Consider the following 12,934-nt stretch of genomic DNA (forward strand, 5'->3'; position numbering starts at 1 on the left):
AGCGAAACCCCTTGCAGCGCTTGATTTTAAAATAGCGTCGGCGCTGCGCCTAGCGGAACGCCCGCAAAGTGCCGTCGGCCGTCAGCAGGTAAAGCACGCCGCCCACAACAACCGGCCCCGCCGCTGCGGGCGATGCCAATTCGACCTGCGACAGCAGCGCGCCGGTCGCCGCATCGAACTGACGCAGCATCCCGTCGGAGGAGGCGATGATCGCCCGCCCGCCCGCAATAACCGGCCCGAAGTGGACAAAGCGCCCGCGACGGTTGCCGAACCAGTTGGTTGTGAACGTCGGCATCTGTTGCCGCCAGACAGTCGCGCCGCTGCGCGCATCAAGGCGCACCAGCATGTTCTGGTCGTTCACGAAGAACAGCGCGTCGCCCACCAAAGCCAGCGGGCCGGTCGCGCCTTCGCGCATACCCCAAACCTCGGTGCCGGTGCCGGTTTCGTACGCCGCGACGCGGCCCGAAACATTCGCCGCATATACACGGTTGCCCGCAATAACGGGATCACCTGCGAAATCGGTTAGCAGCGCCGCGCCCGCATCGCCGGGGCGGACGCCCGCGACATAACTGCTCCAACGCGTGGCGCCGCCGTTGGGATAGGTGGCCATCAACTCGCCCGAGGGGAACGGGAAGACGACATTCGTGCCGCTGACCGCAGCGCCAGCCCCGCCGACCATGCCGGCTTCGGTGCTGTTGCCCATAATCGCCCAGCGTTGGCGACCGGTTTCAACGTCGAGCGCGCGCGCGCGTCCATCGCGGCCGACGATGAACAAAAGCGACCCCGCCACTGTCGGCGAAGCGCCTGCGGGTGCGTCGAGGTTTTGTTCCCACAAGATGGCGCCAGTGGTCACATCCAATGCCATCAGCAGGCCAAAGCCGCTGGTCACAAACAGGCGGCTACCCGATACGGCCATACCGCCGCCCGATGCAGCCTCGGCCCGCGCTGCGCCGCGCACCATATCGCGCCGCCATAGCACTTGCCCCGACAACGACAACGCCGTCACCGCCGAGCGGGCATCCATTGTGAAAATGCGGCCGTCTGCCACGACGGGTTGGGCCACGATACGCGTGCGCCGGTCGTTTCCCGCCCCGATCGAGGTGCTGAACAGCGGGTGCAAATCAGCACCCAGCGCGACGTGGCCGATCTGGTGCGCCGCGTTGCCGCCCCGATGTGTCCACGCGCTGTTGGACTGCGCGGCGGGCATCGCCGTAGGCGCGGCGGTTGCCCCGCCCGTCGGCTGGTTCACCGCGACACGCAGGCCGGGTAGAATTTCGTCACTTGTACCGCCGCAGGCCGCCAAAGCCGCCATTGCCGATGTAGCCAGAAAAGTTCGACGCAGCATGGTCTATATCCCGCTTATTGGTCGGCCGGAGAACCCAGCGCTTCAAGCAAAGCTTCGATCCGGCTACGTTGAGCCGAGGTGGTCATCGCGTCATCCAGCACGGCTTGCAGGGCGGTGCGCGATGCTTCGATGTTGCCGGTTTCAAGGTCGATGAGGGCCAGTTGTTCGCGTGCCAGCGGGGCAAAGCTGCCGCCTTGGGCTGTCAGCCCCTCCAGCATGGTGCGGCGCATGTTGGGATCGGTCACGCCGACGCCGACAACGGCCGACTTGAATGTCGCCAGATCGCGGTAAAGCGCGGGGATGCTGCTGTCGCCCGACACGGCATCCAGCGCCGCGATGGCTTCGGCAGTGTCGCCCGATTTTACAAGCGCGTCGGCCAGCAGATAGGCTGCAACGGCCTTGGCCCCGCCTTCGGCGGGCGGCAGCGCGCTGAGGGCAGCGAGGCGGTTTTCCTCGGGGCCATCGAGGGCGGCAATCAGGCTGTCACCCAATTCTTGACGCGCGCTTTCGCGCTGGCCGCGCGAAACTTCGTACCAGATCGCGCCTGCGACCAGCACGACGATAATGACAAGCACGACGCCACCGTAGCGACGGAAGAACTTGAAAAGACGTTCACGCCGGACTTCTTCGGTCACTTCGGCAATGAAAGTATCGGATTGGCTCACGCTGGCACCCTTGTTCTATTTTCCTGCTACGACCCGTAAACCTCAGTGGGCGGCCATGGCTTTGAACCCTTGTAGCGGCAGGATTGCCACAAGCCAAGCCCCGCGCAAGCCCCTGATCACACGGGCGCGATTGCTTGCTGATGCGACCAAAGTTGCGCATAGCGCCCGCCGCGCGCCAGCAAATCGGCGTGGCTACCCTGCTCGATCACCTGTCCTTGATCCAGCACGATGATCTGGTCGGCATCGGCGATGGTCGACAGGCGGTGCGCGATCGAAATGGTGGTGCGGTTCGCGCCCGCGTGTTGCAGCACATCCTGAATTCCCAGCTCGGTGCGGGTATCGAGGGCGGATGTCGCCTCGTCCAACAGCAGCAGCGGGGCGTCTTTCAACAACGTGCGCGCAATGCCGACGCGTTGCTTTTCGCCGCCCGACAGCTTCAGCCCGCGCTCGCCCACTTGGGTCTGGTAACCGTCCGGCAGGCTGGCGATGAAGTCATGAATTTGCGCCGCGCGGGCCGCATCCTCGATCTGGGCCTGCGTGGCGTTGGCGCGGCCGTAACCGATGTTGTAGCCGATAGTGTCGTTGAACAGCACGGTATCTTGCGGCACCACCCCGATGGCACGGTGCACCGAGGCCTGCGTCACATCGCGGATGTCGTGGCCGTCAATGGTGATGCGCCCGCCGGTGACATCGTAGAACCGGAACAGCAGCCGGCCGATGGTGGACTTACCCGACCCCGTCGCGCCAACCAGCGCCAGCGTTTGACCGGCCGGCACAGTGAAGCTGACACCTTTGAGGATTTCGCGCTCGGGCGAGTAATGGAAGCGCACATCCTCGAATCGGATTTCGCCGGCGGTGACGATCAGATCGGGGGCGTTCGGCTTATCCTCGACCTCGGCGCTTTCGCCCATCAGGTCGAACAGCTGGCCCATGTCGACCAGCGCTTGCCGGATCTCGCGGTAGATGGTGCCTAGAAAGTTGAGCGGCTGGGTGACCTGAATCATGTAGGCATTGACCATGACGAAGTCGCCAACGGTCATCGTGCCATTTTGCACGCCCATCGCCGCCAGCACCATAACTACCGTCAGCCCCACCGTGATGATCAGCGACTGGCCGAAGTTCAGCGCCGCCAGCGAGACGCCGGTTTTTACTGCGGCGTCTTCGTATTTCTCCATCGCAGCGTCGTAACGGCCGACCTCGCGCCGTTCGGCATCGAAATACTTGACGGTCTCGAAATTGAGCAGGCTGTCGATGGCCTTCTGGTTGGCGTCATTGTCTTGTTCGTTCATGCGGCGGCGGATTTTCACGCGCCATTCGGTCGCCAGTAGGGTGTAGATCGCATAGGCGACGATGGTGGCCAGCACGACCAGCATGAACCAGATATCAAACAGGAACAGCAGTGTGCCGCACACCAGCACCAGCTCCAGCACTAACGGCCCCAGCGAGAAGACAAACATCCGCAGCAGGAAGTCGACACCCTTGATGCCGCGTTCCATGATGCGGCTCAGCCCGCCGGTTTTACGCGTGATGTGATAGCGCAGCGATAGCTGGTGCATATGGGCAAAGGCCTGCCCCGCGATCAGGCGCAGGCTGCGCTGACCAACGCGCGTGAACACCGCGTCACGCAGCTGTTGGAACGCGACGTTCATCAACCGTGCCATGCCATAGGCGACCGTCAGGCCAACGGCCCCAAGCGCCATCATGGCGGCGGGGCCGCTGACAACGCCCGACAGGCTATCGACAGCCCATTTGTAAAACAGCGGCGTTGCGACGGTGATAACCTTGGCCAGAACCAGAAACACCAGCGCCGCAATCACGCGGACCTTCACCCACGTCTGCCCTGCGGGCCAAAGGTAAGGCAGTACACGGGCCAAAATCCGGCGGCCGTTCACGGGTGTGGCCGAAGCATCGGTAATGGTGATCCGCGCCCTGTGCATGTCTGCCCTCGTCCATATTTCAGCGGCTTAGCCTAGACCGCTTTTGCTGCTAACGCCAGTGCGAAGGAAGGCGCGCTTACGGGATCGCAGGCAGATCGAAGACTTGGCCGGGGTAGATCAGGTCGGGGTTGCGAATACGATCGCGGTTCGCCTCGAACACCTGCACGTAGAGAATCCCGCGCCCATAACGTTCGCGCGCGATGGCCCACAGCGTGTTACCGGGCTGGACGGTGCGGCTGGCGATGCCGCTGACGCTGCCGGTCGCCTCGTCAGCAAGGGCGGCGGCCAGATCTTCGGCGCCTTCGCGCAGGAAGGGGGTCTCGACACGACCCATCACCGTGCCATCGGCGCCCAGCCAGTCGACCCGCAGGGTGTGGCGGCCCGCAGCGATGGTATCGTTTTCGAACGACCAGTCGCCGGTGTCGCCAACCGGCGCGTGGCCGACCAGCGTGTTGTCAATGTAGATAGCGACCTGCCCCACACCCGCCGCACGCCCCGACAACAGCACGCTGCCGCTGCTGCTGTACGAGATTGTCTGCAACAGCTGGGCGGGCGCATCGTCGGCGTTTTCGGGCGCGGGTGCGACCACGCGCACCCCGCCTTCGCCTGCGATCAGGACGGTTGCGGTATCGGGGGCCGCGTCGGGCGCAGCGTCGTCTGCGGCGGGTAGATCATCGGCTTGTGCGGGTGTCTGCGTGGGTGACTGCGCGGGGGCCAGAATGGCTTCGTTCTGCGACATGAGGGTGCCGGACTCATCGCTGCTCGACAGTTCGATCACGCGGGGCGCTTCGCTGGCCCCCAACGCAAGAACAGTGGCAAAGGTGCCGTCATCGCCTGCGACCGCTGTGGCGGTGTCGGCCCCGTCGACCAAAACACTCACCGTGCTGCCCGGCGCGGCCTGCCCTGCAACAACCGCAATTCCGTCGCCCGCAAGGCGGACGACATCAAGACGCGGTCCTGTGGAGGCGGCAATATCTTTGGGGGTGTCTTCATCTTTGGGGGTGTCTTCGGCGATTTCCTCGGGCGCGCTGGTGACCGCCTGATGATCGGCGGCAAGCGGTTGTGCGGCGGCAGTTGCGCCATCTGGCGTAGGCGCGACGCGTAAGCCCCAGATCACAAAGCCGGTCAATACGACCGCAGCCACCCCAAGCCCGCCGACGATTTTCGCTGTATTTGCCACGTGCCAACCCGAATCTGTCAAAAATGTGACCGCCATTTGACACAATCTTGTTGCGTTGACGAGTTCTGCGCAGCGTTGAGCTTGTCTTCGGGGCCAACTAAACCCTGAATGAGACTTACGGGAAACAGTTCAGAGGGGAAATCATGGTTGCGACGACAAAAGCGGTCTGCGTCTATTGCGGATCGCGCAATGGCAAGCTGGACCATTATGCCGAGCTGGCCACCGAAACCGGCGCAATGATCGCCCGCAATCATTGGGCGCTCATCTATGGCGCGGGCGATGTGGGGTTGATGGGGCTGGTCGCACGCGGCACGCAAGAGGCTGGCGGCGCGGCCGTGGGCGTCATCCCCACCCATTTGATGAAGCGCGAGGTCGGCCGCCGCGAGTTGGACCGCCTGATCATCACCGAGACGATGCACGAGCGCAAAAAGGTGATGTTCATGAACGCCGACGCGATCATCGTGCTGCCGGGCGGCGCAGGCACGCTGGACGAATATTTCGAGGTGCTGACATGGCGTCAGATCGGCCTGCACCAAAAGCCGATCTTCCTGCTGAATGTCGACGGCTTCTGGGACCCGCTGCTGCAGTTGCTGCGCAACATCGTCGATCAGGGCTTCGCCGAGCCCTCGCTGCTAGACTACACAACCGCGGTTAGCGATGTCGCCGCGATTGAAGCGGCGCTGCAGGTCAGCTTCGCGCCCTGATTGCGCCCCGCAGGCTGGCCCATGTGTAAATGGCAAGGGCCAGCCAGATCAGCGCAAAGGCGATGCCGTGCCAAATGGTCAACGATTCTCTGAAATATAGCGCAGCAACAACTAGTTGTATCGTGGGGTTCATGTAAGAGATAAGGCCCGTTGTCGCCATGCTGACCCGCTGCGCGCCATAGCCGAACAATATCAGCGGGATGGCGGTGATCGGCCCGCTGAGCATCAGCAACCCCTGCTGTTGCCACCATTCTGGCGATAGCGGCACGTCCCAAAGGGTATGGCCGAAAACGACCAGATAAATCAGGGCCAGCGGCACCAGCGGCACCACCTCGGCAAAGGCGGAAACGAGGGGCGATACATCACGCAGCGCGCGTTTGGCCACGTTATAAAGAACGAATGTCGTTGCCATCCCCAGGCTGACCCACGGCGCGCGCGCCAGCCCCACCGTCAGAACCACGACACCCACAGCAGCAATACCGACAGCCAGAATTTGCCACGGGCTTAAACGCTCGCCAAAAAAGAAATAACCTGCGACAACGGCCATCAGCGGCAAGATATAATAGCCGATCGACGCCTCGGTCGCGTGGCCGTTGCTGACGGCATAGATAAACAGCAGCCAGTTGCCAGCAATCATCACGCCCGCAAAGCCGATGAGCCGTAGGCGGCGGGGGTTGCCTAGCACCATGCCCACCGTGCCAAGGCGGCCCTGCACATCAAGGACTAAGCCGTAAAACACGGCGGCCCAGAAAATCCGGTAACACAGGATTTCCAGTGGCGGGGTGCCGCTGACCAATCCGAAGTAGATCGAGATGAACCCCCAGATCAGGTAGGTGCCCACAAGGGCCGCCACGCCCGAAGATTGGTTCAGTTCACGCATCATCCACCCATGAAAAAACCCGGCGCGCAGACGCCGGGTTTGCCGTAAAACCTTGGCTTAGAGGGCCGAGGCGACCTTTTCCCAGTCGACAAGGTTGTCGAGGAAGTTGGTCAGGTAGGCGGGACGCTTGTTGCGGTAGTCGATGTAGTACGAGTGTTCCCACACGTCGACGCCCAGCAGCGCGGTTTGGCCGAAGCACAGCGGGTTCACGCCGTTTTCGGTCTTGGTGACCTTCAGGCTGCCGTCTTTGTCCTTGACCAGCCAAGCCCAGCCCGAACCGAACTGGCCGGCGCCTGCGGCCGAGAAGTCTTCCTTGAACTTGTCGACCGAGCCGAACGACTCGACCAGCGCTTTTTCAAGCTCGGTCGGGATGGCGACGGTGGCGGGGGTCATCCATTCCCAGAACTTGTTGTGGTTCCAAAGCTGGCTGATGTTGTTGAAGATGCCGCTTTGGGCAACAGCACTGGCGTTGTAGGTGCCGGTGATGATGTCTTCCAGCGACTTGCCTTCCCATTCGGTACCGGCGATCAGCTTGTTGCCGTTATCGACATAGGCCTTGTGGTGAATGTCGTGGTGGAATTCCAACGTCTCGCGCGACATGCCTTTGGCGGCAAGCGCATCGTGGGCGTAGGGAAGTTCCGGAAGGGTGAAAGCCATGGGACTAATCCTTTCAATGCCTTGGTTGGTACGGTATGCGGCCCTTCCCCCCTAAAGGTCAAGGGACCGCGATTGTTCATGGGCGCACAAACCTATGGACGCGCCTGAACAATAATCATTCCTGCGGCAGAAGAACACTAAAAGTGCTGCCCTTTTGTGGTGCGCTGGAAATCGCCAGTCGGCCGCGATGGCGATTGATGATGTGCTTGACGATCGCCAGCCCCAGCCCGCTGCCCCCCACCGCGCGCGAGCGGTGGGCGTCGACGCGGTAGAACCGTTCGGTCAGGCGCGGGATATGGTGGGATTCGATCCCCAGGCCTTGGTCCTGCACATCCAGCCGGACGGCGCAGCCGCGCAGCGCAGCGTCGAACCGCGCGGGGTGCAGCGCGATCGTCACCGGCTTGTCGGGGCCGCCGTACTTCAGCGCGTTCTGCACCAGATTGCGCAGCACCTGCAGCAACTGGCCGCTATCGCCGGGGACAACCCAGTTCCCTTCGGGCACGTCCAGCACTAGGTGGTTGTTTCCTTGGGCGGCCAGCGGCTCTAGCGCGGCGATGGTTTCTTCGGCCAGCGCCTTCAGATCGACGGGCGCGGTCGGACGGACGCGCTCGTCCACCTCGACACGGCTGAGCGAGAGGAGACCGTCGACCAGTTGTACCATGCGACTGGCCTCACGTTCCATTATATCCAGAAAGCGGGTGCGGACGGCAAGGTCGTCACGGGCGGGGCCGCGCAGGGTTTCGATGAATCCCATGATGGCGGTCAGCGGAGTGCGCAATTCGTGGCTGACGTTCGCCACGAAATCGCGCCGCACCTGATTGGCCTCTTCGACCGCAGTCAGGTCAGTGAAGGTGACCAGAATAGCCCGTGTCGCGCCGCCGATGGGGGCCGCGCGCATCTGCCAGACGGAATCGCGGCTGCTGCCGCGCTGGGTGTGGCGGGCCTTGGCCTCGCGCGCGCCGCCCACGACACGTTCGATCGCCGCGCTGACGGCGGGTTGGCGCAACACCGCCGCGTGCTGCAGCCCCACCATATCCAAGCCAATTAGATCGCGCGCCGCGATATTTTGGGCCGCAACGACCCCTTCCGCCCCGATCACCAAAGCGGGGAAATCCATCGCTTCGATCAAGGCCGCGCCATAGTCCGACATAAGCACCTCCGTGGTGCCCCGAGGCCTACGCATTGAATGCGAAAAATTTATGACAGCGCGCCACGCAATGTAAACTCCTGTTGAAGGGCGCGGACGTGGCCGGTCAGCCATGGTTGGCGGCTGCGGCGCAGACGTTCGGCCTGAATGATAGCGATCAGGCGGGATTCGGTGGCATCCAGATCATCATTGACCAGCACGTAATCGTATTCGGCCCAGTGGCTGATCTCGTCGGCGCTTTCGGCCATGCGGCGGGCGATAATCTCGTCGCTGTCTTGGGCGCGGGTGCGCAGGCGCTTTTCGAGCTCGGCGATCGAAGGCGGCAGGATGAAGATCGAGATGACGGCTGCGCCCAGCGGCGAATTGCGGATCTGTTGGCCGCCTTGCCAATCGATGTCGAACAAGGTGTCGCGCCCCTCGGCCATCGCCTGTTCGACCGGGCCGCGCGGGCTGCCGTAGTAGTTTCCGAACACCTCGGCATGTTCCAGCATCTGGTTTTCGGCGATCTGCTGGCCAAAGGTGTCATGCGTCATGAAGTGGTAGTGCTGGCCGTCAACCTCGCCTGCGCGGGGGGCGCGGGTGGTCGCCGACACCGAAAAGCGCAGTGTTTCATCCCACGCCATCAGGCGGCGCGACAGGGTCGATTTCCCCGCGCCTGATGGCGACGACAGGATGATCAGAAGGCCTTGGCGTTGAGGCATGGCGGCGGGCGATATCATGGCGGATTTCCGGACTAAGCAGTTTTCGTCTGACTGCCGAGGATTACCACAGCCTGCAAGAAGAAATGCACCTGCGGTCGGCGGCAATCCACCGCAATCGGGCGATTAACCACTACTTTACTTTACCCGCACCTGTTTTGTGCAACCATGATAGGTAGATTTAAACGATTTAGTAACCAGTTCATTTCCTGTTCATCAGCAGAGTCCCCCCATGCACAACGGCAGCCACGCCAGCCTGTACCGGTGCCAACACAGCGCCGAAATCCGTCATTCGTTTTCCGCGCTCGAGGCATATTGGCAGCGGTTGCGCGGGGATGCGGCCAGCGCGCCGGCGCTGTTCGATTTCGACCCGACGCAGGTCGACGCGGTTCTGCCCTACTCGCTGGTGATCGAGGGGATCGCCCCCGGGATGACGCGGGTGCGCGTGGCGGGCACCGAAATCGACAAGCTGTTTGATGGCGACGTGCGCGGGATGCCGTTTTCGGCGCTGTTCGCTGGCCCTGCCCGCGCCCATTTGCAAGCGTTGACCGAACAAGTCTTTAGCGGCCCTGCCGTTATCGAGGCGGCCGTGCGGATGGGCACTGCCCAGGGTCAGATGATCATGCTGCCGCTGACAAGCCACGAAGGGCGCATCACCCGCGCGATTTGTGCGATCATTTTCGAAGACATCGACCTGCGCAGCGCCCATCGCTGTAGTTTTGCCGAGGGCGAAGGCCGCATTCAACCGCTGCGCGCAGCCTTCAGCACCCCGCCAGTCACCACGGGTATGGCAGTTCAGAAAAAAGCCAGCCTGCGTCTGGTGGCGCAGGCTGGCGATGGTGAAAGTTTGGCCGGCGCGCTGCCCCGCTGCAAGGGTCACCTGCGGCTGGTCAGCGATAACGCCTGATCAAACGGCCGTTTTGCGCTGTTGAACCGCACGGCGGTTCGACAGTTCTTCCGCGACAAGGAACGCCAATTCCAGCGACTGGCTGGCGTTCAGGCGCGGATCGCAAGCGGTGTGGTAGCGGTCGGACAGATCTTCATCTGTCACAGCGCGCACGCCGCCGGTGCATTCGGTCACATCGGACCCCGTCATTTCAAAATGCACACCGCCCGGGATGGTGCCCTCGGCATTGTGAATCGCAAAGAACTCGCGCACTTCGCGCATGACCGATTCAACGGGGCGGGTTTTGTAGCCCGTCGTCGACTTGATCGTGTTGCCGTGCATGGGGTCGCACGTCCAGACCACATTCGCGCCTTCCTCTTGCACGGTGCGGATCAGGCGCGGCAGGTTGTCACCCACTTTACCCGCGCCAAAGCGCGCGATCAGCGTCAGGCGGCCAGCCTCGTTCTGCGGATTCAGGCGCGCCATCAAGCGTTTGAGGTCGTCCGACGTCATCGAGGGGCCGCATTTCAGGCCGATCGGGTTCTGCACGCCTGCGCAGTATTCAACGTGCGCGCCATCAGGCTGTCGTGTGCGGTCGCCAATCCAGACCATGTGCCCCGAACCTGCCAGCCACTTGCCAGTGGTCGAATCCACGCGGGTCAGCGCCTCTTCGTACTCCAGCAGCAAAGCCTCGTGGCTGGTGAAAAACTCGACCGTTTGCAGCGCGTGGGCGGCTTCGTCGCGCACACCGGCGGCTTCGATAAAATCGAGCGCGTCGGAAATGCGGTTCGCCATCTCGCTATATTTACCCGCCTCGGGGGCGCCGGTGAAGCCCAGCGTCCAAGCGTGAACCTTGCGCACGTCGGCATAGCCGCCGGTCGAAAACGCACGCAGCAGGTTGAGCGTGGCAGCCGATTGCAGATAGGCTTGGGCCATCCGCTCGGGGTCGGGTACGCGCGCACCGGGGTTGAAGTCAAACCCGTTGATGATGTCGCCGCGGTAGCTGGGCAGCTCTTGCCCGCCGATCGCCTCAGTCGCGGCGGAACGGGGTTTTGCGAACTGGCCCGCCATGCGGCCAACTTTGACCACCGGCACTTTGGCGCCATAGGTCAGCACCACAGCCATCTGCAACATCACCTTGAATGTGTCGCGGATATTGTCGGCCGAGAACGCCGCAAAGCTTTCGGCGCAATCGCCGCCCTGCAGCAAAAACGCCTCGCCGCGCGAGACCTGCCCCAGCAACGACTTCAGGCGGCGCGCCTCGCCCGCAAAAACCAAGGGGGGATAAGAGGCAAGGCGGCTTTCGACATCTGCCAGCTTTGCGCTGTCAGTATAGTCGGGCATCTGCACGCGGGGTTTGCTGCGCCAGCCGGATTTTTGCCACTCGGTCATCTTGGTCTCCGTCATGAAAGCCGCGCCGGATCACCTGACCCGACGGGACTGCAAGGCCTTATAATACCCCTGAGCCCGTCCGCAATGTCTTTTAAACCTGCCCGCCAATGCGGCATTCCGCTGCGAATTGCTGCATTGGCGCTCATTCCAGGCAGCCGATGCTTTTAATTTGTTGACCCTATGCTAGCTTGACCATCAGGACAAAAGTCCAACAAGGGAGATAATAATGAAAAAGCTGCTATTAGCTTCGAGCGCCGTGGCATTACTTGCCGGCGCTGCCGCCGCCGAAGACGTCAAGCTGGGCGTGTCGATCGGTTATACCGGCCCGTTGGAAAGTATAGCGCCTGCCATGACCGCCGCTGTCGAGCTGGCCAGCGGCGAGGCAAACGCATCGGGGCTGCTGTTGGACGGGTCGACCATCACCGTTGTGACCGGAGATTCCACCTGTATCGACGCCGCAGCCGCGACCGCTACCGCTGAACGCCTGATTACTGTCGAGGGGGTCAAAGGCATCGTCGGCGGGATGTGTTCGGGCGAAACTATCGCGCAACTACAAAACGTCGCGGTGCCCAATGGCGTGGTGATGATCTCGCCATCGGCCACCTCGCCCGCGCTGACGACGGTTGAGGACAACGGCCTGTTCTTCCGCACCTCCCCCTCGGACGCGCGGCAAGGCCAAGTTATGGCCGACATCTTGCAAGATCGTGGCTATGGCACCGTCGCCGTCACCTATACCAACAACGACTACGGCAAGGGTCTGGCGGATTCATTCGAGGCGGCCTTTAATGCTGCGGGCGGCACGGTCACCATCAACGCGCCCCATGACGACGGCAAGGCCGACTATTCCGCCGAAGTTGCGGCGCTTGCATCGGCTGGTGGCGAGGTTCTGGTAATCGTCGGTTATATTGACCAAGGCGGCGGCGGCATATTGCGCAACGCCATCGACACGGCAGCCTTCGACATTTTCGAATTCCCCGACGGCATGGTCTCGGTCGCGCTTGAGGAGCGTTTCGCCAACGAGATCACCGGATCGTTCGGCCAGAACCCCTCGGCGGCGGGCGACGGCCGCGACATGTTCGTCGCCATGGCCGCAGGTGCCGGCTTTGACGGGACCGAGTCTTACGCAGCGGAAAGTTATGACGCTGCGGCGCTGATCATTCTGGCGATGCAGGCGGCGGGATCGTCAGACCCTGCGGTTTACAAAGACTTCATCATGGGTGTCGCCAACGCCCCCGGCGAGCCGATCCTGCCCGGCGAAATCGCCAAAGCGCTAGAGATCATCAAGGCTGGCGGCGATGTCGACTATGTTGGCGCCTCGGCGGTTGAACTGATCGGCCCCGGCGAAAGCGCGGGCACCTATCGCGAGGTCGAGTTCAAAGACGGCAAGATGGACGTCGTGAACTGGCGCTAAGGCGCGACGGCAGCGGGGCGGGCCACTGGCTC

The 12,934-nt window shown here is 62.7% G+C and carries 12 protein-coding genes; 3 read left to right on the forward strand and 9 right to left on the reverse strand.

Going from position 1 to position 12,934, the window contains the following annotated elements:
- Positions 1–49 precede the first annotated feature (49 nt).
- The 4 genes from BVG79_RS06015 to BVG79_RS06030 form a co-directional block, all read right to left on the reverse strand.
- Positions 50–1,345, reverse strand: a complete 1,296-nt coding sequence (locus tag BVG79_RS06015; RefSeq protein WP_085786090.1) for an outer membrane protein assembly factor BamB family protein — start codon at positions 1,343–1,345, stop codon at positions 50–52.
- A 14-nt stretch (positions 1,346–1,359) separates the two neighbouring features.
- Entirely contained in the window at positions 1,360–2,010 is a 651-nt protein-coding gene (locus BVG79_RS06020) for a tetratricopeptide repeat protein (protein ID WP_085786091.1), read from the reverse strand.
- Positions 2,011–2,126: 116 nt separating this feature from the next.
- On the reverse strand, positions 2,127–3,947 hold the full coding sequence (locus BVG79_RS06025; protein ID WP_085786092.1) for an ABCB family ABC transporter ATP-binding protein/permease: 1,821 nt from the start codon (positions 3,945–3,947) through the stop codon (positions 2,127–2,129).
- A gap of 76 nt (positions 3,948–4,023) precedes the next feature.
- On the reverse strand, positions 4,024–5,127 hold the full coding sequence (locus tag BVG79_RS06030; RefSeq protein WP_157115636.1) for a LysM peptidoglycan-binding domain-containing protein: 1,104 nt from the start codon (positions 5,125–5,127) through the stop codon (positions 4,024–4,026).
- A gap of 143 nt (positions 5,128–5,270) precedes the next feature.
- On the opposite strand from BVG79_RS06030, the gene BVG79_RS06035 reads away from it, so the two are divergent.
- Positions 5,271–5,831 carry an LOG family protein gene (locus BVG79_RS06035; RefSeq protein ID WP_085786094.1) on the forward strand — a complete coding sequence of 187 codons (561 nt, stop codon included), beginning with the start codon at positions 5,271–5,273 and terminating at the stop codon, positions 5,829–5,831.
- On the opposite strand, the gene rarD is transcribed toward BVG79_RS06035, so the two are convergent.
- From rarD to gmk, 4 genes are all read right to left on the reverse strand, one after another.
- The gene (gene rarD, locus BVG79_RS06040) at positions 5,815–6,714 is read right to left on the reverse strand and encodes an EamA family transporter RarD (protein ID WP_236951435.1); all 900 of its coding nucleotides are present in this window, start codon (positions 6,712–6,714) and stop codon (positions 5,815–5,817) included. The two genes, BVG79_RS06035 and rarD, sit on opposite strands and share 17 nt — an antisense overlap.
- 54 nt (positions 6,715–6,768) lie before the next feature.
- Positions 6,769–7,368, reverse strand: coding sequence for a superoxide dismutase (locus BVG79_RS06045; protein WP_085786095.1), 600 nt, complete (start codon positions 7,366–7,368; stop codon positions 6,769–6,771).
- Positions 7,369–7,483: 115 nt separating this feature from the next.
- Entirely contained in the window at positions 7,484–8,518 is a 1,035-nt protein-coding gene (locus tag BVG79_RS06050; RefSeq protein WP_085786096.1) for a sensor histidine kinase, read from the reverse strand.
- A 47-nt stretch (positions 8,519–8,565) separates the two neighbouring features.
- The gene (gene gmk / locus BVG79_RS06055) at positions 8,566–9,216 is read right to left on the reverse strand and encodes a guanylate kinase (protein ID WP_085787281.1); all 651 of its coding nucleotides are present in this window, start codon (positions 9,214–9,216) and stop codon (positions 8,566–8,568) included.
- 229 nt (positions 9,217–9,445) lie between these two features.
- On the opposite strand from gmk, the gene BVG79_RS06060 reads away from it, so the two are divergent.
- Entirely contained in the window at positions 9,446–10,120 is a 675-nt protein-coding gene (locus BVG79_RS06060; RefSeq protein WP_085786097.1) for a PAS domain-containing protein, read from the forward strand.
- On the opposite strand, the gene BVG79_RS06065 is transcribed toward BVG79_RS06060, so the two are convergent.
- Positions 10,121–11,491, reverse strand: a complete 1,371-nt coding sequence (locus BVG79_RS06065) for a class II 3-deoxy-7-phosphoheptulonate synthase (RefSeq protein WP_085787282.1) — start codon at positions 11,489–11,491, stop codon at positions 10,121–10,123.
- Positions 11,492–11,717: 226 nt separating this feature from the next.
- On the opposite strand from BVG79_RS06065, the gene BVG79_RS06070 reads away from it, so the two are divergent.
- Complete coding sequence (locus tag BVG79_RS06070) at positions 11,718–12,902, forward strand: ABC transporter substrate-binding protein (RefSeq protein WP_085786098.1); 1,185 nt, start codon at positions 11,718–11,720, stop codon at positions 12,900–12,902.
- The last annotated feature ends 32 nt before the right edge of the window (positions 12,903–12,934 follow it).

The organism is Ketogulonicigenium robustum (assembly GCF_002117445.1).
Taxonomy (GTDB): Bacteria; Pseudomonadota; Alphaproteobacteria; order Rhodobacterales; family Rhodobacteraceae; genus Ketogulonicigenium; species Ketogulonicigenium robustum.

Excerpts from the sequence above, each read along its gene's own strand:
- gmk (WP_085787281.1), bottom strand. The coding sequence starts at position 9,216 with ATGCCTCAACGCCAAGGCCTTCTGATCATCCTGTCGTCGCCATCAGGC.
- BVG79_RS06060 (WP_085786097.1), top strand. The coding sequence starts at position 9,446 with ATGCACAACGGCAGCCACGCCAGCCTGTACCGGTGCCAACACAGCGCC.
- BVG79_RS06050 (WP_085786096.1), bottom strand. The coding sequence starts at position 8,518 with ATGTCGGACTATGGCGCGGCCTTGATCGAAGCGATGGATTTCCCCGCT.
- BVG79_RS06065 (WP_085787282.1), bottom strand. The coding sequence starts at position 11,491 with ATGACCGAGTGGCAAAAATCCGGCTGGCGCAGCAAACCCCGCGTGCAG.
- BVG79_RS06025 (WP_085786092.1), bottom strand. The coding sequence starts at position 3,947 with ATGCACAGGGCGCGGATCACCATTACCGATGCTTCGGCCACACCCGTG.
- BVG79_RS06035 (WP_085786094.1), top strand. The coding sequence starts at position 5,271 with ATGGTTGCGACGACAAAAGCGGTCTGCGTCTATTGCGGATCGCGCAAT.
- rarD (WP_236951435.1), bottom strand. The coding sequence starts at position 6,714 with ATGATGCGTGAACTGAACCAATCTTCGGGCGTGGCGGCCCTTGTGGGC.
- BVG79_RS06045 (WP_085786095.1), bottom strand. The coding sequence starts at position 7,368 with ATGGCTTTCACCCTTCCGGAACTTCCCTACGCCCACGATGCGCTTGCC.
- BVG79_RS06015 (WP_085786090.1), bottom strand. The coding sequence starts at position 1,345 with ATGCTGCGTCGAACTTTTCTGGCTACATCGGCAATGGCGGCTTTGGCG.
- BVG79_RS06070 (WP_085786098.1), top strand. The coding sequence starts at position 11,718 with ATGAAAAAGCTGCTATTAGCTTCGAGCGCCGTGGCATTACTTGCCGGC.